Raw genomic sequence first — 22,920 nt, 5'->3', positions numbered from 1 at the left:
AAATAAATGCTTTCTAAGAGCTATTTAAATTTCAACAAAATATTTATTTTTTTTTAAGCCTTAATAATTTTTCTTGATTCCAAGAGCAAAAATGATGTTTTACTGTCTTCAGGTACAGTGGTTGAGTCAAAATTTGCTTGGGAGACTCTGCAATATCCATACACTGCTTCTTCTTGTTCAGCAATAAAATCGGATGACTTTCTTTATTATATGGCGTTACGCTCATCTCAGTATCATGTACAAAATAGGAAGAAGAGCCAGCTCCTAAGAGCTTTTCGCACAGTTGCACCCGTTTTTCAATTTCCTCTTTTGGAATTTCTTGATTATAAATTTCTGCTTTCGGTAATTTTCTTTGGATAATTGATTTGGCTAAAATTGATAAAATCTCATCTTCTTGATTTTGCCACTGCTTGAGAGCAAATAGAATATCATTATCATCCAAATCCACAAAAGCATTAATGTCATTAAAATCAAAATCATCTTTCTTTTGCCTGCTCAAGAAATATTCTAAGGCAGGTGTCGCTGGTAGTTTCTCACCATTTTGAGCTAACTCTTGCGCTCTACGAAATGCCTGAGTCAGGTAAATTTCTGCAGCCAAAGAAGTTTTGTGCATATAGACTTGCCAGTACATAAACATGCGAGAAATCAAAAATTTCTCTACCGAATAAATTCCTTTTTCGTCGATGACTAATCGATTCTCATGCACATTTAGCATAGAAATGATTCGATCTGAATTGATGTTTCCTTCTGCAACACCGCTAAAGAAGCTATCCCTTTTCAGATAATCAAGCCGATCTATATCTAACTGGCTGGCAATTAATTCATTTAAAAAATAGCGGGGGTATTTTCCTGTAAAAATTTCAATCGCTAGGTTCAGGCGTCCACCCGTTTCGGCATTCAAATAATGCATTAATTGAAGAGAAATCTGCTCGTGAGAAACGTCCTTCACAATCGTACGCTCTAGCGTATGCGAGAAGGGCCCATGGCCAATGTCGTGCAGCAAAATCGCAATGTAAACCGCTTGCTCTTCCTCGGGAGAAATTTCTACATTTTTAAGCCGCAAAGCCTGAACTGCCTTTTGCATCAGATTCAGGCAACCCAATGCGTGCAAAAAACGAGAATGCGTACAGCCTGGGTAGACATATTGAGTTAAACCCGTTTGTGAAATCCTTCTGAGTCTTTGAAAATATTTGTGCTCGATTAAATCAAAAATAATTCCATCGGGAATCGTTATAAAACCATACAACGGGTCATTAAAAATCTTGAACTTGTTCAATGGACTTGATATTAGGTTTAAATTAATTTAAATTTGGTTATAAATTTGGTAACAAAAGTAAAAATTAAAAACATTTATGAAAATTCTTTGGATTGATGATGAAATTGAATTACTCAAAGCTCACATTCTATTTTTAGAGAAAAAAGGTTACCAAGCCATTCCTATGAATAATGCTACAGATGCCTTAGACTTACTGAAGACTAAAAGTTTTTCCGCCGTTTTGATTGATGAAAACATGCCAGGCATCGGTGGTTTAGACGCTCTAAAACTCATCAAAGAAATCCACCCTTACCTCCCCGTGGTTATGGTCACCAAAAACGAAGAAGAAAGTTTGATGGAAGAAGCTATTGGCTCTCAAATATCTGATTATCTGATAAAACCAGTCAATCCTAATCAAATTTTATTAAGCCTTAAAAAAATTCTGAGCAGCACACAGCTCATTACCGAAAAATCCATTGCCAATTATCAGCAAGAGTTTAGAAATATTTCTATAAACTTGATGAATGCATGCGATGACAAAGATTGGGTAGCTCTTTACCAAAACTTAGTGCAATGGGAAATGCAGCTAGAAAACATTGAAGACCCTCATATGCTCGAAATTTTGAGTAATCAAAAAGCAGAGGCGAATCAACAGTTTGCTAAATTTGTAGAAAAAAATTATCATAACTGGCTACATGAAAAAGATGCTCCGATTTTATCTCACAGCGTTTTTCAAAAAAGAATTTCACCACAAATAAAACCACAAGAGAAGGTGCTTTTGCTGATGGTTGATAACCTACGACTCGACCAATGGAAGGCAATTCAGCCGCTTTTCATGGAGTTTTGTAATATCAAAAAAGAAGAATTATACTACAGCATTTTACCCTCTTCCACGCAATACGCCAGAAACGCCTTTTTCAGCGGAATGATGCCGCTCGAGATTGAAAAAAAATTCCCCCAATATTGGAAAAATGATAATGAAGAAGGTAATAAAAATGAGTTTGAAGAGCAACTGTTGCAAGCACAGCTGAAGCGTTTAAACCAAAATCAATTGAAATTTAAATATTATAAAATTTTAAATACCTCTTTTTCTAAAAAAGTTTTTGATGAATTTTCTCAATTCAAAAAAAATGACCTAACGGTGATTGTTTATAACTTTATCGATATCCTTTCCCATGCTAAAACTGATAACAAAATCGTGAGCGAAATGATTCGTGATGATAAAACTTATCGCTCCATGACACGCAACTTCTTCGAAAACAGTTATTTAATAAAAACGCTGAAGTTAGCCGCTGCCGAGGGAATGAAAATCATATTGACGACAGATCACGGGACTATTTTTGTGAAGAATCCCATTAAAGTCGTGGGCGACCGAGAAACCAGCACCAACCTCCGTTACAAGCTCGGACGCCACTTGCAGTTTGATGAAAATGATGTCTTCGCTATAGCGCAGCCCGAGGACTATTTTTTACCCAAAGTCAATGTGTCATCCAAATATATTTTTGCAAAAGAAAACACTTTTTTAGCTTATCCCAAAAACTACAATTATTACGTCAATTATTACAAAAACACCTATCAGCACGGGGGAATATCGATGGAAGAAATAATAATTCCGCTTGTAGAAATGCAAGGTAAATAATTTTTTTTAAGGCTTAGAAAATTTTGGTATAATTTATTTTAAAAACTAATCACAAAGTTGATAAAATAAGATTTCAATCCTTTTTTGGTATTTTTTTGATATTCAATCAAAACTATTTTGCAATTTGGCTCAAGTCTATCTGTCATTTTATTATTTTTTTTGGAAATCAATTTGTTAGGTTAAATTTAGTGTTTTTATAAACTCTTTTATAATGTACAACGGGTGGTTTAAAACGTTAATATAATATCAAATTTTAATTTAGATTTCGTCTAAACAGAAATTATAAATACTTTTGTTTTAATCATTCTAAATAAATTAAAATGAAATACTTTTCTTATATTTTTTTGTTCATGATTCTAATGATGAACCATGTTCAAGCGCAAAACAATCTACTGCTGAGCGATGATTTTTGGTCAGCTCAACCTGATTTAAATCAAGTCAAACAAGCCGTTACCAATGGGAATAATCCTTCAGCGCAAAACAATCGCGGATTTGATGCAACAACTTATGCCATTTTAAACAATGCAGATGTTTCCATTATTGATTTTCTATTGCAACAAGACGGCAATAGTGTAGATAAAAAAACGCATGATGGCAGAATTTACTTGCTTTGGGCAGGGAGTAAAGGTAATATTCCATTAATTGAATATTTGATTGAAAAAGGCTCTGACGTGATGGCGGTAGAAGATAAAGGCAATAATTTGGTGACTTATACAGCGGTGAGAGGCGTTACAAACCCTGCTGTTTATACCACTTTCAAGCAACATGGTGTACCTCTTTCTATTCAAAATACCAAAGGTGCCCACGCTCTTCTGCTTTTGGCTCCAGCAGTGAAGCAAGTTGCGGATTTGAATTTTCTATTAAAAGAAAAAGATATTCAACTCACAGATACAGATAAAGACGGGAACAATATCTTTCTATACACTGCAACTTCTGGAAACATACCGATGTTGAAAGACTTAATTCAGCACAAAATCAATCCGTTACATGAAAATCTTCAAAAAGAAAATGCAATGTTTTTTGCGGCTCAGGGGCAGAAAAGAAGCTTTAATAACATTGAAGTTTTTGAATTTTTGAAAAGTATAGGCGTTCCTACCCGTGTGAGCAATAAAAACAATGAAACACCCTTGCACAAGCTGGCTTCAAGAAATAATCATATCAGTATTTATGAATTTTTCATCAATCAAGGCGTGGATGCCAACCAAAAAGATAAGAACGGAAATCCAGCTATTTTCTATGCAGTGCAAGGAAATAATAATTCGGTAGCAAAATTCTTATTAAATGATTTTCAAAATATTAACGAAACTAATGCCTACGGAGAAACATTGATGACTAAAGCAATTGCTGGCGGGAATGCTGATATTTTTGATGCTTTGATACAGAAAAACATAGATTTAAAACATTTGAACCAAAAAGGCGAAAGTTATCTTTATCCCCTGTTTCAATCTTATAATCCCCAAAATCAAAAATTCTTTGAAAAAGCTTTTAATGTATTCAAAAATGCAGGAATTTCAGCTTCACCTGCTCAGCTAAGCCTGTTCCATATCGCGGTAGAAAAAAATAGTTTATTTTTACTGCACAAAGCACAGGAAATCAGCCAAGACATTAATCAAAAAAATGAAAAAGGTCTCTCTCCACTCCAATTGGCTGCTATGCAGGTAGATGATGTTCAGTTTATGAAAGATTTAATCGCTTTCGGAGCTGATAAAAATGTACGTACAGATTTTGATGAAAGCGTACTGGATTTGGCTTCTGAAAATGAAAAATTACAAGGGCAGGATTTAACTTTTTTAAATTAAACAATGATGAGAAAAAAATATATTATAATCACTTTACTTATCGGATTTGTAAGCTTTTTGAATTTTACCACATTCAGTACAGAAACTTATAAATGCATGATTCAAATGACGAATTACAATGGTGAAGGTGCTTATGTAGCTGTTTCTGTGTTAGATAGTAAAAATAATTATGTAGAGACTTTGAAGCTTTTTGGCGATGACGATGAATGGTATAAAGGGCTCGAAGCATGGTATCCTTACTACAAAAAGAATAAAAGAATTGTGAATGTAGATGCTATTTCTGGCGAAACATTGAGTGGCGGAGAAAGAGCTACTTTTCAGCTCAAAATTCCACAAAAATACTTAGACAAAAACTATCAGCTCCGTTTTGAAACAGCTGTAGAAGAGCAATCATACAAGAAAAATGATGTGCTGATTGTTCCGCTCAATGCAAAAAATTTAAACGGGAAACATAATGGCTCTGGCTACATCCGCTATGTACGCCTTGCCAAATCATAAGCAATGAATTGGTATTGGCGACTGGCGCATTTATGGTTAGCCTTGGTGAGCGCTGTGTTTCTGTTTTTGTTGGCAGCTACAGGGGTTATTTTGTCTTTTGAACCTTTTGTAGAAAAAACACAATTTGCTGAAGCTCAAATTGATGATCAGCAAACTTTAGCTGAATTGCTTCCTCGCTTGAATGAAAAATTTGACGAAATTTTAGAAATTCAAGTCGATGCCTACCAGCGTTTAAGCATTGAAGCTCTAGGAGCAGAAGAGAAAATGGGTGGGAGAGTTTACATTAACCCTAATTCACTGGAAATCATAGCCGAAGTGCCTAAGTCTAATGCATTTTTTCAGTGGGTGAGGCAATTTCATCGTTCGTTTATGCTCAAAAATACTGGGAGATGGCTGGTTGGTATCACTTCTATTTTTCTAGTTTTCATCAGTGTTTCTGGTATTTTTGTAACCGCCAGGAGACAACAAGGCTGGGCAAATTTTTTCAAACCAATAAAACCGACCAATTTTGCTACATTTTCCCACATTTTCTTGGGCAGATATATGCTAATTCCGTTGTTTTTTATTGCATTAACGGGAAGTATTTTATTTCTTTTTAGAGCTGAATTTTTTAATGAAAACAAAACAGAAATCATTACTTTTTCACCTGATAATTCTACCGAAAAAGATTTAAAAAATTTTGCGTATTTTAATCAAGCCTTAAAAAATTTTCAAAAAATTGAATTTCCGTTTAGTGCAGACCCAGATGAGTTTTATACACTTCATTTATCTGATAAAGTTTTGGAAGTCAATGCTTTTAGTGGGGAAATTCAGCAAGAGGTTTATTTTTCTAATTACAAAAAGCTAAAAGATTTCAGTTACCTTTTGCATACAGGCGAAGGGAGTTGGTGGATTCCTATTTTTCTGATTTTGGGTTCATTAAGCATTTTATATTTTATTTATTCAGGCTTGAAAATGGCCTCTAAAAGACTGATGAAATCTAAAAACCAATGGCTTGCAGAGGATGCCGAAATCGTGATTTTATATGGCAGCGAAAATGGTGCTACACAGCGGTTTGCGATGAATTTTTTCAAGGCGCTAGTAGAGAAGAAGCAAAAAGTTTTCATTGCCACGATGAATGAATTGCAGAATTTTCCTAAGCTGAAACAATTGATAATCATGACGTCAACTTATGGCGATGGTGAAGCTCCCAATAATGCCCATAAATTCACCGAAAAATTTCAACAATATATACAGAATCAAACTTTTGAATATAGCATTGTGGGATTCGGAGCAAGAGAATATGCACAATTTTGTCAATTTGCTAAGGATTGTGATGCTTTGCTGAATAAATCTAAAGCAAATTGCTTAATTCCAAGTGTTTATATTCATAATCAATCTAAAATAGAATTTCAATCTTGGTGGAATTTATGGTCAGGAAAAAATCATTTAGAAATGCCTTTTCAGGCCTATTTCAAAATGAAAGAAATTGAACGAAAACCCTTCAAAATTGAACAAAAAGAGGTTATAAATGATGGATTTTCTACGGTTTTCAACCTAATTTTGAATCCTATTGATACTCTATCTTTTGAATCTGGTGATTTATTGGCGGTTTTTGCTTCGCCCAATGCGAGAGAACGCTATTATAGCATCGCGAAAATCAATCATCGCATTTTAATTAGTATAAAATTGCATGAGAAAGGTCTGTGTAGCAGATATTTATACCAACTAAAAGTAGGCGAAACTTTGCAGGCTTATATCAAAAAGAATGAAGCTTTTCATTTCCCAAAACATCAAAAATCAATGCTTTTGATTGCTAACGGAACAGGCATTACACCTTTTTTGGGCATGATGCAACAAAATCCTGCGAATAAAGTGAGTTTATTGGCTGGATTTAGAAATATAAAACATTTTTCTTTGTACGGAAAATATCTTTTAATTACCGAAGATGAAAATGTAACACTTTGTTTTTCAAGGGAAAAAGAAGTAAAAAGATATGTGCAAGATATTGTAAATCAACAAGCTGATAAAATCGTTTTGAATTTAATCAACGGAGGTGAAATTATGGTTTGTGGAAGTTTGAAAATGTATTATTCTGTGATGAAAATTTTAGATCAAAATCTGAAAAAACAAGGTTTATCTGCCTATCATTTCGTTGAAAAAAAACAAATTAAGCATGACTGTTATTAAGTTGATTCTGATTTTAATAATTATTTTTTAAGCCTTAAAAAAATCAGTATAATTTTTCTGCTCATATTGCCCAAAAATTATTAAATCGTCTACCATCAGTTCAATAATGGGAAGCGTTTTTTTTGAAATAGTTGATTCACAGCTTCGTGATGAAAACTCCCTAGCCCGCCCTGAATTGCAATTTTTTGTTTTACAAAACTTAAATTTGCATCAATATTAAAAAAATAAATTCACCTAGGAATGACAAAAGCAGAAAAAGTTCAGTTTGTGATAGATACATTGGAAGAAATTTACCCAAACCCGCCCATTGCGCTGGAGCATCAAGATCCTTATACACTTTTGGTCGCCGTGGCTCTTTCTGCTCAAACTACTGATAAAAAGGTGAACGAAATCACTCCTCGCCTTTTTGCTGTGGCAGATTCGCCTAAGAAAATGGAAAATTTGGAAGTTGAGGAAATTAAAAATTTAATTCAGGGAATCGGGCTAACTAATTCTAAAGCTAAGAATTTGAAAATCATGGCAGAACAATTGATTCATGATTTTGATGGAATCGTTCCGAATGATATACAAAAATTGGAAACTTTGGCAGGAGTTGGGCACAAAACGGCTTCTGTAGTGATGGCTCAAGCTTTTGGTGTCCCAGCATTCCCAGTAGATACACATATTCACAGACTGATGTGGCGTTGGAATTTAAGTAACGGGAAAAATGTGGTGCAAACCGAAATAGACGCTAAGAGGTTGTTTCCAAAGCATTTATGGAATAAATTGCATTTACAAATCATTTGGTATGGGCGAGAATATTCGCCAGCGAGAGGTTACCGATTAGAAAAAGACATCATTACTCAAAAAATCGGTAGAAAAAGTTTTATAGATGAAGTGAAAGGATGAAAGTTTATTTACAATCATAATGCTCCTTTTTATTGAATCATTTTATTTCCCTAGATAAACCTAACTTTGCTCTTTTCACAAGAAAATCTGATGCACCTTTATATCCATATCCCTTTTTGTAAACAGAAATGTAGCTATTGCAATTTCCATTTTTCTACGCAATTGCATTCAAAAGATGCTTTGATTTCAGCTCTTTTAAAAGAATTAGAACTCAGAAAAAGTGAAATTAATTCACCCTTAGAAACCATTTATTTCGGTGGAGGAACACCCTCCATTTTATCTGATATTGAATTGGGAAAAATATTCAACAAGATAGAACAACATTTTGATATTCAGCAAGATGCAGAAATTACTTTAGAAGCTAATCCAGATGATTTAAATGCTGCTAAAGTGAAATCAATCAGGCAATTACCTATCAATAGATTTTCCATTGGCGTTCAATCTTTTTTTGATGAAGATTTGAAATTGATGAACAGAGCTCACTCATCACAAGAAGCTGAAAGTAGCATTAAAAGAATACAAGATTCTGGTTTTGAGAATATTACAATTGATTTAATCTATGGTTCGCCTACAACGACTGATAAAATGTGGAAATATAACCTGCTGAAAACTATTGATTTACAAATTCCTCATATCTCTTCTTATGCCCTTACGGTTGAACCAAAAACACTCCTGCAACACCAAATCAAAACCAAAAAATGGAATCAAATTGATGATGAAAAGCAAGAAAATCAATTCAATACATTGGTAGAAATTTTGACTAAAAACGGGTTTGACCATTATGAAATTTCTAATTTCGGTAAACCTCATTTTCATTCCAAGCACAATTCTGCCTATTGGCTCGGGAAACCTTATGTAGGCATTGGGCCATCTGCACATTCTTTTGATTTGCAAACAAGAAGTTGGAACGTTGCCAATAATTCACTCTATATTAAATCTTTAGAAAAAAATAATATCTCACGTGAAACTGAAATTTTATCAGAATCTGATAGATTGAACGAACTTACAATGATAGGGCTCAGGACTTCTTATGGAATTGATTTAGAGAAAATTAAATCTGAATTTTCTGAAGAAATTTTCATGATTTGGAAAGAAAATTTAGCTCCATTGATTGCTGATAAACATTTAATTCAACAAGAAAATACCATTTATCTTTCGCCAAAATACAGGTTTTTTGCTGATGGAATCGCCGCAGAAATGTTTATTGTTTAAATTTGTAGCATGATAGATTCTCGCCCCATTGGTATTTTTGATTCAGGCGTAGGTGGGTTAAGCATCGCTAAAGAAATTAAAAACTTTTGCCCGCAAGAGAATATAATCTATTTTGGAGATACGAAGCATTTGCCTTATGGGCAAAAATCTGCGCAAGCAATCAAAGAATATAGTCAAAAGGCTACACGATTTTTACTAGAACAAGATTGTAAAATTATTGTTGTAGCCTGTAATTCAGCCTCGGCGAATGCATTGAAAGAAATTAAAAATTTAGCTCGGGAGAGGAAGATAAAAGTCATTGACGTTATAACTCCAGTAGCAGAGAAAGTAGCCTTTGGTTTTGATCAGCAGGTGGGTGTGATTGCTACGCAGGCAACGATAAATGCAAAAATGTATACCCGAAAAATTAGAGGGTTTAATAAGCATATTCAAGTTTATGAGCTAGCGACGCCGCTTCTAGTGCCAATTGTAGAAGAAGGTCTGTCAAAAAAAGAAATAGCCCATCAGGCGATACATCATTATTTATCGCATAAAAAGTTGCAAAATATAGATAGTTTAATTTTGGGTTGTACGCATTTTTCTTTGATTCAAAAAGAGATAAATGCTTTTTATGAAGGGAAAGTAAGGATAATCAATTCTCCACTGATTGTTGCTAATGAGTTAAAACGTTTTTTGGTTGATCATCAAATGGAGTCAGAAAATGGATTACAAGATGCGTTTTTTGTTTCTGATTTAACTTTAAATTTTATTAAATTCAGCAAGAAAAATTTTAGTGAAAATATTCAATTAGAAGAAAAAAAATTATGAATACATTTTCAAAGGCTTTAAAAATTTTTCAATAATTAAACTGAAGCTGAAAGATAAATGAATCTTCGTTGGGAGTAAAATTCATATTTTTACTCTTATAGCGATTAAATTTAGCTCCAATGCTGGCCTTTAAACTATTATTTTCTTCAAACAAAAAAGAAAGAAAAGGTGTGTGTGTGATTTGGTGATTGTTCAATTTTTGAATGGCATTCACGTCCTCGTAGCGATAAGAAAATTCTAAAGCCTTGAGAAATTCTTGTTGCGTATCGTAGTGAAAAAGTGAAGTCACATACCAATTTTGAAACTGATAATTATCTACCGCTGATTTGTCAACACCCTGATTCTTAATTTCTTTCATGTTGTGTCCTTTAGCGTACTGGCTTTCGGTGATGAATTTGAGTTGCCTAGCAAGTTGATATTCAGTTTGTAGATCAAACGTGAAGACTCGCGTTGGCTTACCTTTGTATTTAGTCGTAGCGTAGTTAGCTCCCAGTGTAAATCCTTTTAAAACTTCATATTCTAAGCGTGTTGAGAAATTTTTGTAGGCATCGTCATCAGCGGGTTTATTTTTCCCATTTCCGTTGTAGGCATTGAAATAATATTTCAAAGGAATTTCCCCTAAGTTAACTTTTCCATAGAGTGAAGCTCCGATTTGGAAGCTTTGCCAGTGGCTAGCGCCCATCAGCAGGTAAGAATTGGTACGGTAATCAGACTTTTGATTCTGTGCAATATAAATGTTTTCTACACCGAAATAAGGCCTAAATTGCCCAAACCGAAGATTGAGGTAAGGGCTATGCTTGTAAGTTACCGAAGCAATTTCTAAAACCCTATTTTTCAAATTATTATGTTTAAAATCAGCTAAATTAAACAAAAAATTTGCTTGCCATTTTGGATTCAAATGGAAAGTACCGTTCAATCGTGCATAGCGAAGCGAAAAGTCATTGTTGCTTTCAGCACCAGGCTTGTATTTGCCACTTGCATCAGTGTTTTTAGATAGTCCATAATTGTAATTTCCTACAAAGAAAAAGCCGATTTTATGTTTTCTAGATTGGAGCAAAGAATTTTCTGAATTAGAAGGATTTTCTTTGATTTGAGCTTGGAGAAGAGTAGGGAATGAAATTAAAAATAAAGCTTTCTGGAAGGAGAAAAAATATTTCATACAATGATTTTGTGAACACAAAGTTAAAATCAAAAAGATGAAATTAATAATGTTTGTGCATGATTTGAATCAACAAACTGAGCTAGAATTTTTTTTAAGCCTTTATAAATTCCACTCTTTTGCTACATTTGACACAAGAAAATCAATACAATTTTTTTTAAAAAAATTAGTTGCCTATTTTTAACTCATACACTAAAACTTATTCGTTATGAAATACTTGAACTTTTTAAACTACTGGTGTTATTTATACATTCAATCAAAATGAAAAAATAAAATATTATTTAAAAATAGGATATAGAACAGGTGATCCGAAAGGTGGGCGATGTAGTTTTGAATTTTAATTAAAAAAACTAAATGAAAGGTTTAATATATTTTATTATAAGTCTATTGTTAATTTTTTCTTGTTCAAAAAAATATAATGAAGGAAAAGATTATCCAAAACTCACAGAAAAGAGGCATTGATAGGTTTTCAATATTTAGAATTAAAAGATACCGTTTATGTATTCAATAGTTCTAAAGCAAGAGAAGAAGGTGTGTCAGAGAAAATAATTAATGTTTTCTTAAGAGATGTGGATGGGGCAAATGCTTATCTTAAAAAAGAACTTGGTGATTTTTATAATAATAAAGATTCAGTTGATTATTATATGCTAAGATTAATGAATTTTCAAAAAATAAATGAAAATAATATCCATTCTGATAAGGATAGTATTTATAAAGATATTAGACTTAAATAAAAACTAAAAAAACTTTACTACCTCCCTTTCCAAATTCAGAAGATGCAGGATTTTCAAAGAATATTTTTTCATTATTCTGCTCTAAATTCATTATTGCTTTTCGGTGTGTGTTGTATGATTTTCTATCCTCTGGATTAGCCTCATACTAACCTTTTAGCAACTCTTTATTCGTGTCGTAATGCTATATATTCAGCCTTTGACACAATTAAACTTCCCTCATCTTTCACTTGTTGCAATATTTCTTCTCTTACTTCCTGCTTTGTTTGTACACTTGTATCATACCATTTCTTGGCTAAATATCCACTTCCTAATAAAGTCAAAGCAGAAAGTAGAACCCCAAACCACCTGCCAAAAAAAGTGCCTTAAATCGCTTAAAATTGCTTTCTGTGTTTGCTATTGATTTTCGGTCTTTTTTGCTCAAATTCATCTCTACGCCTTGTATCTACCGCATAATATATTTTTCTTTTTTGAAATTGAATTTATACGCTTAAAACGAAACATAAAAAAGGAAAATTAATTTGAGCCGTTTTTTGTGCGTCGGAAAATTTTTTCTAAAAAAAAAAGCTCGAGCGCGCGTACTCTCTCTCTCATTTACATTAGGTTTCTCTTTGGTTATTGTTTCAGGCGGTCTTCACTAAAAAAAATCGGAGTTCCGAAGATTTTTACCCCGTAAGGGCAAGATGGTATTTGAAGCAAAAATTTTTTAAAATTTTGTGCGCACAAATACACATCTTGCAACACAACTATACGAGCTCAGAAAAACTTTTATTTAACAGAAAATCAGCGAATTACAGAAATAAAGAAAAAATTTGTTTTAGAGGTCTGAAAAATCAGAATTTCAGCAAGTTACGAAACCTTTAGACCAAAACCAAAGACAGCATTAACCTCGTATTATTTTTCACAGGTTAAGGCATTCCTAAAAACAAAATGAAGTAGGTTTTTTTTAGAATTTGGAACATTACCGCAGTAATTGAAAGAAAAAAAATATTTTTCAAATTTTAGTTGGTTCACTCATAATTTCATGTTTGAATAACTCCTTTTTAGTCGTTTTAAGCTATTTTCTTCAAATTTGATATGAATACTTCATCTGAAAAAAAGTTCGTTAAATCGCCTCTAATTGTTTTTTTTTCTGTAATTTTTTTACTTGTTTAGGTGCTATGGCTAAAAAAAACTTATAGATTCAATAGAACTATTACTCTTTAAACTTTGGAGTAAAGTCTGAATAATCTTCAATTTTAAAAGTTCTAATATCTCTTACAGATTTACGGAACCAATCAATATTTTTTAACTCTTGAATTGCAGAAAATAATACAGATAAATCTCCATTAGTAGCATAAGTGCTTCCTTGTATCCAATAGAATTTGTTTTGTAATAAAATCTTTTTAATTTCTGAATAGGCATTATGATAAGGCTCTCCATAATATTTTTTCAAGTCAGAAATAATCAAATCAAAAGCTATTGCATACATAATTCTTTTTCATTAAAAGGCTTAAACATATCTTCTTTTTCAAAGAAAATAATACCATCATCTGTTTTAACATTAATAACTATTCCAACAAATGGATTTTCTTCTATTTCGAAAACAGTAGCTTCTACCCAATCAGAATAACCTGTTATTTGTGGAGAAATTAACACTCTTTCTCCTATTTTAAATTTAGTAATCATATCTTTTTTTTTCAAAGTTAGCATTTTTTTCAATGCTTATTCTCTAGATTATTTGGGTCATCAAATACAATTTTTTTGTAATTATTACAATCACTACCCTGATAAAATCAGGCTTTCCAGCGTTTTTCTTCGTATCGTATATAATACTGAAAGAAAAAAAATATTTTTCCAATTTTAGTTGGTTCACCCATAACTTTATGTTTGAATAATTTCTTTTTAGCCTTTTAAAGGTGTTTTTAGCCGTTTTAAGCTATTTTTTTCAAACTTGGTAGAATACTCCATTTGAAAAAAAATCCGTTAAATCACTTCTAATTGTTTTTTTCTGTAAATTTTTTAAAATTAAAAAAAAAGCGCTCTCTCTCTTTCTTTTATTTTTTCTGTTTATATCTATTTCTTTATTTAATTTAATATAAATATAAATATACAAAAAACATATATCACGGGAAATTTCCAAATCTATACTATAATTTTATAGGTTGAGGCATTCCTAAAAACAAAATGAAAATGAATCATTATTTTACTTTAGTCCCTCATTTAGTCCTCACAATCTCTAATCAACTGATTATAAGCATACTTAGTGGAGAATACCGGATTCGAACCGGTGACCTCTTGCATGCCATGCAAGCGCTCTAGCCAACTGAGCTAATCCCCCATCAAAAAAGATTAAGACTTCAAATTTAATAAATAAATTTTTAAAAAGACTTTAAATTTCAAATTTTTCTATAGCATTCAAAGTTTTATCAATTTCCTTATCACTAATGGCTAATCCTACAAACCAAGTTTCAAATGAGCTAGGCGGTAGATAAATTCCTTCATCTAGCATATGATGATAAAACTTAATAAATGTAGGGTTATTTGCTGTCTTTGCTGATTCGAAATCTACAACTTTTACATCGGTAAAGAATATAGAAATCATAGACCCCACCATATTGATTTGGTGCTCAATGCCTTTTTGACTAAAAATGTCATTAATTCCCTCAGCAATGGCTAAAGTCGTACTGTCTAAATCATTAAAACACTCAGGGTGTTTGTAGAGAAGATCCAAAGTCACTAGCCCAGCACACATCGCTAATGGGTTGCCACTCAGAGTACCAGCTTGGTAGACTGGCCCGACTGGAGCTAAATAATCCATAATTTCACGGCGAGCAGCAAAAGCACCCACAGGAAGCCCGCCACCTATGATTTTACCAAAAGTTACAATATCAGCATCTACCTGAAAAAGTTCTTGAGCTCCGCCCATAGCTAGTCGAAAGCCAGTCATTACCTCATCAAAAATTAGTAAACTTTGATTTTCAGAACAAAGATTTTTTAAAGCCTTTAGAAAATTTTCTTTCGGAGGAATGCAACCCATATTTCCCGCAACAGGTTCGATGATGACGGCGGCAATTTGCTCTGGATTTTCTTGGAATAATCTTTGAACCGATTCCAAATCATTGTAATTTGCCATCAGTGTATCCTTGGCAGTACCTTGTGTAACGCCAGGGCTACTGGGTTTGCCAAATGTAGCTAATCCGCTTCCGGCATCAATCAAAAATGCATCAGAATGCCCATGATAGCAACCAGCAAATTTGATGATTTTTTCTCGCCCAGTAAAACCTCGCGCTAAGCGAATAGCACTCATGCAAGCCTCTGTTCCGGAATTCACAAAACGGACTTTATCAATGTTTGGCACCATCTTGATTACCTGATGAGCTATTTCCGTTTCTAACTCCGTCGGCGTGCCAAAAGAAGTTCCTTTCTCCACTTGGTTGATTAAAGCCTCGGTTACTTTGGGGTGAGCGTGCCCTAAAATCATCGGCCCCCAAGAGTTGATGTAATCTACAAACTTATTTCCATCGGCATCATAAATGTAGGCTCCTTTAGCTTTATCAATAAAAGGAGGCGTCCCGCCCACGGCTTTGAAGGCTCTTGCTGGTGAATTTACACCGCCAGGTAAAACATTTTGTGCTTCTTTGAAAAGTGCGCTGCTACGTTGGTATCTCATTATTGTTTTGGTTTTCGTCCTCTTAAATATAAAATGTCACCGGGCTGAGGTTCTTGCCCTTTCTCCATCCGGTTTTTGTAATATAATTTACTTACTCTCATTGCGTGTTTTTGGGCAATGAGATACATCGTCTCGCCTGGTTTCACGGTGTGGTACTGCTCTTTCCCCCAGTTTTTTTTATGATTGAAAAATAGAAACTGACCAGCTTTCAAATCCTTTGGAGACTTTAACTCATTATAAAGCATTAAATTTTTCTGAGAAATATTGAATAAATCAGCAATCTTTTTGATGGTTTCACCCGCTTCTACTACAATGTAATCAAGATGGTTGGGGTGTTCTAAAATTCTATCTACAGGATTACTCGGAGTTGCACTTTCCTCAACAGTAAAGTTCTTGTTTGCTTCTTTTTCCTCTTTTTGGGGTTGAATTTCAGCTACTTTCACTGGGTTTTTAGGTAGGATTTCTTCGTAGCTAGGGTCAACAATTTTACGGCTGACTGGGCCATATAATTTCACCAATTGGTCATAAACATCTTGATTTGAAATTAAATCAAACTGATGCAAATGAAGTTTCTCTATTTTATTGATTAAAATATAAGCATAGCGAGGATTCGTTGCATAGCCAGCTTTTTTTAGTCCATGAGCCCAAGCTTTGTAATCCGTTAAATTTAATTTGAATAAATTTTTATAATAAGGTCTTTCAGCTAAAAACTTAGAATGATCTCGGTAGCTTTCCTCCACACTTGCATATTTGCGAAAGCACTCTCCTAGAGCATCATCATCATGAGTTATAGTTTCGCCAGTCCATTCAGTTTTACATTTAATCCCGAAGTGATTATTTGCTTGATTAGCAAGTTTCGATTGCCCGCCACCAGTCTCTAAAATCCCTTGTGCCAACGTAATACTGGCAGGGATTTTATAAATTTCCATTTCTTTTACTGCCAAGAGAGCATATCGCTGTACATAGTCAATATCCCGATCTTGAGCTAAAATAGACTTGCACCATGCGATAGCAAATAAGAAGTATAAAAAATATTTTTTTCTCATAATCTATTGACCCAATTACCCATTCTTGATTCTACACCAGAGATGCCTTGCAAGCCCCCAGTATGAATTGCCAACAATCTTGTACCAGGTTTAAAATAATTTTTTTCAATCAAATCAATTAGCCCATAAAACATCTTCGAAGTGTATAATGGGTCTAAAACAATTTCTGAACATTCATAAAATACTTGAGCAAAAGTAACTAAATCAGGAGGGATTTTCCCAAAACCTCCAAAATGATATGTGTTAATAAATTCATAATTCCTGAAATTAGTCCATTTTCCAATTTCATCTTTTAGGTAATCAGCATTTCTAAGTGCTGGGAAGCCTAATACTTTTCTCTGATTTTTTAAGCCTTGTAAAATTCCAGCCAAAGTTCCACCAGAACCTACTGCCGTCGTGATGAAATCATAATCTAAAAAGCGTTCATCTACCATTTCTGTTACGCCCTTCACGCCCAGTTCATTACTGCCACCCTCTGGCACAATAAAAAAATTTCCCCAATGATTTTTTAAAGTCTTTATAAATTCTGGGTGATTTTTGCTCCTATACGCAGACCGACTCACAAAATCAAGTTTCATTCCTCTTTCTTGAGCATCTTTTAGAGTCACATTGAGTGGCTGCTTTGTCAATTCATCACCTCGGATGACGCCAATTGAATTAAATCCAAAAGCCTTGCCTGCGGCTGCTAGTGCCGAAATGTGATTAGAAAACGCCCCTCCGAAACTCAAAATAGTTTCAAACCCCAACCGATGTGCCTCTAGAATATTGTATTTCAGTTTTCGTAGCTTATTCCCTTGAATGAGAGGATGATTCATATCTTCTCTCAAAATGTCAAGCTTAATATTTCTCTCTTCCAGAAGCGGCATATTCACATTTTGAATGGGGCAAGGAGAAATGTTATGTAAGGCGGCTAAATTCATTTTTATATTTCAGGGCAATAAATTCCCAATCTTTTGATTTTTTGACATCTTTATAATGTTTTAAATAAATTTTTCGGCCTAATTCATTATTTTCCAAATCCATTTTTTGAGAAGCTGGTAAATTAGGGAAACACTGCTCGTGCAAATCGGTAATCTTTTTTGCCCAAAAAATTCTTTTTTCGGGAGTCTTAAGCCAAAAACGACTAAAGTCAGCCAAAAAAATATTCCATAAAACGTGTTTGTAAGCATTCGCTTCGCCTTCACCGTAATGACTATCTGCAAAATGGGCTTCTGCAGCTACAGAGCAACGCAAAGTCGCCTTCACGCTCGGTAAAATCAGCCACGGATGCTTCAGTAATGTGAAGAACATCGCAGAGCATATTGATAGCGATAGCCGCCGTAGCGTATCAAAATTTTGTTTCAAATTTTCTGTTTTCAGTGGCTGTAATCTATAAAAAATTGAACTCGTTTTTCGATCTCATCTTTACCTAGAAGTTCCATCATCAGTGGAATATCTGGCCCGTGCAATGCCCCAACAATTGATAAGCGTAGTGGCATCATGATTTTTCCAAATCCTATTTCCTGAGTTTTCACAAAATTTTGAATTTCATCATGAATGTTTTCTGCTGAATAAATTTCGATATTTTTTTGAAGGCTTAGAAAATTCTTTAAAATTTCTTCTGTATCCTCCTTCCAAACTTTTTTCACACCTTTTTCATCAAAAACTTGTGGCGCTTGGTAAAAAAACGAAGCATTTTCCCAAAGGTCTTTGACGAAACTTGCACGTTCCTTTACGGCGTCAATCACTTTCAAGTCAAAAGCGTCGTTTGGCTGAATTTGGCGACTTTTGATGATTTCTTGGAACGAAGCTAAAAGTTCCTTACTGGTCAACTGCTGCAGATATTGTTGATTGAACCATACGGCTTTTTCAGGATTAAATCGTGCGCCAGACTTATTTACTTTAGATAAATCAAACAAGCGAATCAAGCTAGGAAAATCCATGATTTCCTCTTCGGTGCCAGGGTTCCAGCCCAGCAGCGCTAGCATATTGATGAACGCACCAGGCAAGTATCCAGATTCTCGATACCCGTCATGAATTCCATTTTCAGTTTCCCAAGCCAATGGAAACACTGGAAATCCTAATTTTTCACCATCTCTTTTGCTTAATTTCCCTTTTCCTTCAGGTTTTAGAATTAATGGAAGATGTGCAAATTGTGGCGCTTCCCAGCCAAAAGCTCTGTAGAGCAAAATGTGCAATGGTAAAGAAGGTAGCCATTCCTCGCCACGGATGACGTGCGAGATGCGCATTAAATGGTCATCAACAATATTGGCAAAATGATAAGTTGGTAATCCATCTGATTTGAACAAAACTTTATCATCTAAGGTGTTGCTTTCTACTACGATATTTCCACGGATAATGTCGTGAGCTCTAATCGTTTCATTATCAGGAATTTTAAATCGAATTACAAAAGGTGTTTTTTGATTCAGAAGTTCTTCGACTTCAGATTTTTCAAGGCTGAGGGAATTTTTTAATTCATTTCTATTTGCTGAATTGTAGAGAAAAGCATTACCTCTTTTTTCTGCAGCTAATCTCAGATTTTCTAACTCCTCGGCGGTATCAAAAGCGTAATAAGCTTTGCCTTCGTTGAGCAACGTTTGAATGTGATTTTGGTAAATATCATTTCTTTCCGATTGACGGTATGGGCCGAAATTTCCGCCAGTTTCTGGTCCTTCATCGGGAGTTAGCCCACACCAATTCAGGGCTTTGATGATGTAATCTTCGGCACCTTCCACATAGCGTTTTTGGTCGGTATCTTCAATGCGAAGCAGAAACTTGCCATTGTATTTTTTGGCAAATAAATAATTGAATAATGCTGTGCGTACGCCGCCCATGTGTAATGGGCCAGTGGGGCTAGGGGCAAAACGAACTCTAACTTGACTCATTGATATGAATTTGGGACAAAAATAAGCATCAGAATAGTTTATTTAAAGCGGAATGCAATAATAATTTTCTAAGCCTTTAAAAATTTTTGGTTTTTTAAATTTAAAATAAAAGCTAAAAGCCCTAAAAATAAAGAGATTAACGTGTGTGGCGTATGGACTAAAAATCCAAAAGCTAAACCTGTTTCGGCTGAAAATCCTAGTGTGATAAACCCTAATCGCATCGCGGCATGATAAGCTCCAATACCTCCACTGGCAGGAATCATCATGCCAATGGAACCAACAAAGAGGATGTAAAAGCCTTGAGCTAAACTGATTTCTTGTGTGGCAGGGAGTGCAAAAACGATAAGATAAGTCATTAGAAAATAAGCCAACCAAATCAAAAAAGTGTAGAGCAGAAATAATTTCTTTTGGCGTATTTTCTGAATACTTTTTAAGCCGAGGAAAATTCCTTGAAGTATTTTTTCGAATTTAGAATAAAAAGAAAGTTTTTTGATTTTTTTGAGAAAAAGAAAAATGAAAATGATAAAAAAAATTCCAACAAGAATGCTCCAACTGGGAATACTATTCAATCTTTCCTGAAAAGAGATTTGTTTAAATAAATTTATAACCAAATCAAAATTGAAAAATAAGGTAAATAGAAAAATGACACCAAAGCATAAAATGTCAATGGCTCGTTCAGTAATTACGGTGCCAAAGGATTGGTCAACAGGCGTTTTGGTGATTGAATAGAGCGATGTGCAACGAGCCAATTCGCCCGAGCGAGGAATGATGAGATTCCAAAGATAATTCATGCAAATAGCTATAAAAGAGTCTTTGCTACTGATATTGGGATTGATGGGTTCTAACAGGATTTTCCAGCGTTCGCTCCGAAGCCAATACGCTCCAATGCCGAGAGCTACTGAGATGAAAATCCACCAAAGATTGGCGTTGGCGAAGGATAATTTGATTCGCTCCAAATCAATTCCACGAAAGGCAAACCAAATTAATATAACTGCTAGCAAAAAGGAGATGCACAGCGCTAAAGTGTTTTTGAGCAATATGCCCATAGAGAATTAATTCAGTTGATTATTGTCATCGGGGAAGATAATCTGAGGTTTTATCTCAGCAGCTTCCTCTGGTGTGCAAAAGGCGTAGCCGATGATGATGACCTTATCACCTCGCTGAACTTTTCTAGCAGCAGGGCCGTTCAAAACAACTTCACCAGAACCTCTTCTGCCTTCGATGATGTAAGTTTCAAGTCTCTCACCATTGTCGATGTTGACAATCTGTACGCGTTCACCTACGAGCATCCCAGCGGCTTCTATCAAAATCGGGTCTATGGTGATGCTCCCCATATAGTTGAGTTCTGCGCCAGTAACGGTTGCACGATGTATTTTGGATTTGAAAACCTGTATTTGCATAGCGCAAAGATAAATTAATTTAACTTCATATTGTCAATTAATCGGACACCGCCAGCATAGGCAGCGATGAATGCACGCATGGGTTGGCTTTTGTCAAAATTTTCTAAGGGTTTTAAATTTTCTTCGTTAGCGATGATAAAATATTCCAATTTTAGAGAAGAGGCCTCAAAAGCGGTATTAACTATCTCATCGATTTTTTGAAAATTTTCTTTGGTAATGATTTGCTGCACACGAGCCAGAGTTTTGTAGATGATGCTGGCCTCTCTCCGTTGCTCTGCACTGAGTTTGGTGTTACGTGAACTCATCGCCAAGCCGTTTTCTTCTCTGTAAATATCTACGGGAACAATTTCTAAAGCTTTGAAAAATTTCTGAGCCAAAGTTTGCACGATTCTCAGTTGCTGAAAGTCTTTCTCGCCAAAATAAGCTCTGTGTGGCTGAATGGCGCTGAAGAGTTTGTGCAAAATAGTGCCAACGCCATCAAAATGCCCTGGGCGGAATCTTCCTTCCATCTCATGCTCTAGCCCATTGAAATCAAAGTGTTCAGACTTTTCACCGTCGGGGTAAACTTCTTCTACAGAGGGTAGAAATAGAATATCGCAGTGATTTTTTTGTAACAAATCAGCATCTTTTTCATGATTTCTAGGGTAAGTTTTTAAATCTTCGATATTGTTAAACTGCGTGGGGTTCACAAAAATAGAGCATATGCTGATTTTGTTTTGAGCTACAGACTTTTGCAGTAGCGATAGATGCCCTTGGTGCAGGGCGCCCATGGTGGGGGTGAATCCTACGCTTTTGCCTTGATAATGAATTTCTTCTAAATATTTTTTAAGGCTTAAAAAATCAAAAAATATTTCCATATTTAAATGTTAAATTTCTGCCAACTAATCGCAAAGCTACAGCTATGAAATGTATTTTCAATGATTTTTTGTACTTTTGCTAATATTTTATAAGAAAAACTACGATAGAAAAGTTTTATTCAAAATTAGATTTATGCGCATTCTTTATGTTTCATCAGAGTTAATTCCTTACACGCCAGAAAATACACTTTCAAACGCAGCGCTAGAGTTACCTAGAATTACGAACGGGCAGGGAAATGATGTGCGGATTTTTATGCCGAGGTTTGGTACGATAAACGAACGCCGGCATCAGTTGCATGAGGTGATTCGGCTTTCTGGAATGAACATGATTGTTAATGATATAGACCAACCTTTAATCATCAAAGTAGCATCGTTGCCCAATGACCGCATGCAGGTTTACTTTATTGATAATGAGGAGTATTTTAAAAGAAAAGGTATTTATGAGGATAAAAAAACTGGTGAGTTCTATGAGGATAATGATGAGCGTGCAATTTTTTTCACGAAAGGAATTCTAGAAACAATAAAAAAATTGAACTGGAAACCTGATGTCATCCATGCACAGGGGTGGATGTCTGCACTGATGCCGCTTTACTTGAAAACTTACTACGCTGACGACCCCTTCTTTAATGAAATTAAAATCGTTTATTCGCTGTTTGATAAGCCCTTTGAAGGGATTCTGAGCGATGATATGATGAGTAAAATTGCTTTTGATAAAATTGATGAAAAAGAATTTGAGCATTTAAAAAAGCCGACTTTTAATAATTTATTGAAAGTGGGAATAGACCACGCTGATGTGGTAGTGCAAGGCGATGAAGTCTTGCCAGATGAAATTATGGATTATATTAAAAAAACAGATAAATCTTTCAAAGAATATGCAGTGGCGGAAAGCCTTTGTGAACTGTATCCTTCGCTTTGTGAAGTGAAAGACTAAAAAATCAAATATT

Annotated in this window: 21 protein-coding genes and 1 tRNA gene; 9 read left to right on the top strand and 13 right to left on the bottom strand. The window is 34.5% G+C overall.

Annotation, left to right across the window (positions count from 1 at the left end; all coding sequences use genetic code 11):
• Positions 1-43 precede the first annotated feature (43 nt).
• Entirely contained in the window at positions 44-1,276 is a 1,233-nt protein-coding gene (locus D5J18_RS00725; RefSeq protein WP_260377295.1) for an HD domain-containing protein, read from the bottom strand.
• Between the two features lie 76 nt (positions 1,277-1,352).
• Between D5J18_RS00725 and porX the strand changes: the two genes are divergently transcribed.
• The 7 genes from porX (at position 1,353) to murI (ending at position 10,267) form a co-directional block, all read left to right on the top strand.
• A complete protein-coding gene (porX, locus tag D5J18_RS00720) occupies positions 1,353-2,894 on the top strand; it encodes a T9SS response regulator signal transducer PorX (RefSeq protein WP_119057106.1) in 1,542 nt (513 codons plus the stop codon).
• 320 nt (positions 2,895-3,214) lie between these two features.
• On the top strand, positions 3,215-4,693 hold the full coding sequence (locus tag D5J18_RS00715) for an ankyrin repeat domain-containing protein (protein ID WP_119057105.1): 1,479 nt from the start codon (positions 3,215-3,217) through the stop codon (positions 4,691-4,693).
• A gap of 3 nt (positions 4,694-4,696) precedes the next feature.
• Positions 4,697-5,191: a DUF2271 domain-containing protein gene (locus D5J18_RS00710; RefSeq protein ID WP_119057104.1), complete on the top strand. Its 495-nt coding sequence runs from the start codon at positions 4,697-4,699 to the stop codon at positions 5,189-5,191.
• 3 nt (positions 5,192-5,194) lie between these two features.
• Positions 5,195-7,360 (top strand): PepSY domain-containing protein, encoded by a 2,166-nt coding sequence (locus D5J18_RS00705; protein WP_119057103.1) that lies wholly within the window; start codon positions 5,195-5,197, stop codon positions 7,358-7,360.
• Between the two features lie 240 nt (positions 7,361-7,600).
• Entirely contained in the window at positions 7,601-8,248 is a 648-nt protein-coding gene (locus tag D5J18_RS00700; RefSeq protein ID WP_119057102.1) for an endonuclease III domain-containing protein, read from the top strand.
• Positions 8,249-8,338: 90 nt separating this feature from the next.
• On the top strand, positions 8,339-9,460 hold the full coding sequence (hemW, locus tag D5J18_RS00695; protein WP_311394696.1) for a radical SAM family heme chaperone HemW: 1,122 nt from the start codon (positions 8,339-8,341) through the stop codon (positions 9,458-9,460).
• A gap of 9 nt (positions 9,461-9,469) precedes the next feature.
• Positions 9,470-10,267 carry a glutamate racemase gene (murI, locus tag D5J18_RS00690; RefSeq protein ID WP_119057101.1) on the top strand — a complete coding sequence of 266 codons (798 nt, stop codon included), beginning with the start codon at positions 9,470-9,472 and terminating at the stop codon, positions 10,265-10,267.
• A gap of 28 nt (positions 10,268-10,295) precedes the next feature.
• On the opposite strand, the gene D5J18_RS00685 is transcribed toward murI, so the two are convergent.
• A complete protein-coding gene (locus tag D5J18_RS00685; RefSeq protein WP_119057100.1) occupies positions 10,296-11,426 on the bottom strand; it encodes a porin in 1,131 nt (376 codons plus the stop codon).
• A gap of 458 nt (positions 11,427-11,884) precedes the next feature.
• Here D5J18_RS00685 and D5J18_RS00680 point away from each other — a divergent pair, with 458 nt between their 5' ends.
• Positions 11,885-12,160, top strand: a complete 276-nt coding sequence (locus D5J18_RS00680) for a hypothetical protein (protein ID WP_119057099.1) — start codon at positions 11,885-11,887, stop codon at positions 12,158-12,160.
• Positions 12,161-13,352: 1,192 nt separating this feature from the next.
• Here the strand turns inward: D5J18_RS00680 and D5J18_RS00670 are convergent.
• The 11 genes from D5J18_RS00670 to panC form a co-directional block, all read right to left on the bottom strand.
• A complete protein-coding gene (locus D5J18_RS00670) occupies positions 13,353-13,628 on the bottom strand; it encodes a virulence protein (protein WP_119057097.1) in 276 nt (91 codons plus the stop codon).
• Entirely contained in the window at positions 13,616-13,825 is a 210-nt protein-coding gene (locus D5J18_RS00665; protein WP_119057589.1) for a transcriptional regulator, read from the bottom strand. Before D5J18_RS00665 ends, D5J18_RS00670 begins: the two co-directional genes overlap by 13 nt.
• 578 nt (positions 13,826-14,403) lie before the next feature.
• Positions 14,404-14,477, bottom strand: a tRNA-Ala gene (locus D5J18_RS00660).
• A gap of 51 nt (positions 14,478-14,528) precedes the next feature.
• Positions 14,529-15,809 carry a glutamate-1-semialdehyde 2,1-aminomutase gene (hemL, locus tag D5J18_RS00655; protein ID WP_119057096.1) on the bottom strand — a complete coding sequence of 427 codons (1,281 nt, stop codon included), beginning with the start codon at positions 15,807-15,809 and terminating at the stop codon, positions 14,529-14,531.
• A complete protein-coding gene (locus D5J18_RS00650; protein ID WP_119057095.1) occupies positions 15,809-16,855 on the bottom strand; it encodes a glucosaminidase domain-containing protein in 1,047 nt (348 codons plus the stop codon). The genes hemL and D5J18_RS00650 overlap by 1 nt, the downstream gene beginning before the upstream one ends.
• Positions 16,852-17,775: a 1-aminocyclopropane-1-carboxylate deaminase/D-cysteine desulfhydrase gene (locus tag D5J18_RS00645; protein WP_185124676.1), complete on the bottom strand. Its 924-nt coding sequence runs from the start codon at positions 17,773-17,775 to the stop codon at positions 16,852-16,854. The genes D5J18_RS00650 and D5J18_RS00645 overlap by 4 nt, the downstream gene beginning before the upstream one ends.
• On the bottom strand, positions 17,753-18,145 hold the full coding sequence (locus tag D5J18_RS00640; protein ID WP_119057094.1) for a DUF6973 domain-containing protein: 393 nt from the start codon (positions 18,143-18,145) through the stop codon (positions 17,753-17,755). The genes D5J18_RS00645 and D5J18_RS00640 overlap by 23 nt, the downstream gene beginning before the upstream one ends.
• Before the next feature lie 65 nt (positions 18,146-18,210).
• Positions 18,211-19,719: a glutamate--tRNA ligase gene (gltX, locus tag D5J18_RS00635; RefSeq protein WP_119057093.1), complete on the bottom strand. Its 1,509-nt coding sequence runs from the start codon at positions 19,717-19,719 to the stop codon at positions 18,211-18,213.
• A gap of 68 nt (positions 19,720-19,787) precedes the next feature.
• Entirely contained in the window at positions 19,788-20,765 is a 978-nt protein-coding gene (locus tag D5J18_RS00630; protein WP_119057092.1) for a lysylphosphatidylglycerol synthase transmembrane domain-containing protein, read from the bottom strand.
• Between the two features lie 6 nt (positions 20,766-20,771).
• A complete protein-coding gene (gene panD / locus D5J18_RS00625; protein WP_119057091.1) occupies positions 20,772-21,119 on the bottom strand; it encodes an aspartate 1-decarboxylase in 348 nt (115 codons plus the stop codon).
• A gap of 14 nt (positions 21,120-21,133) precedes the next feature.
• Positions 21,134-21,976 carry a pantoate--beta-alanine ligase gene (gene panC, locus D5J18_RS00620; RefSeq protein WP_119057090.1) on the bottom strand — a complete coding sequence of 281 codons (843 nt, stop codon included), beginning with the start codon at positions 21,974-21,976 and terminating at the stop codon, positions 21,134-21,136.
• Positions 21,977-22,109: 133 nt separating this feature from the next.
• Between panC and D5J18_RS00615 the strand changes: the two genes are divergently transcribed.
• Positions 22,110-22,907, top strand: coding sequence for a glycogen/starch synthase (locus tag D5J18_RS00615; RefSeq protein WP_119057089.1), 798 nt, complete (start codon positions 22,110-22,112; stop codon positions 22,905-22,907).
• The last annotated feature ends 13 nt before the right edge of the window (positions 22,908-22,920 follow it).

Origin of the sequence: Candidatus Ornithobacterium hominis (genome assembly GCF_900538215.1) — a bacterium.
Taxonomy (GTDB): domain Bacteria; phylum Bacteroidota; class Bacteroidia; order Flavobacteriales; family Weeksellaceae; genus Ornithobacterium; species Ornithobacterium hominis.
Note: the sequence above shows the minus strand (reverse complement) of the source record. Positions and strands in the feature narration are given on the sequence as shown.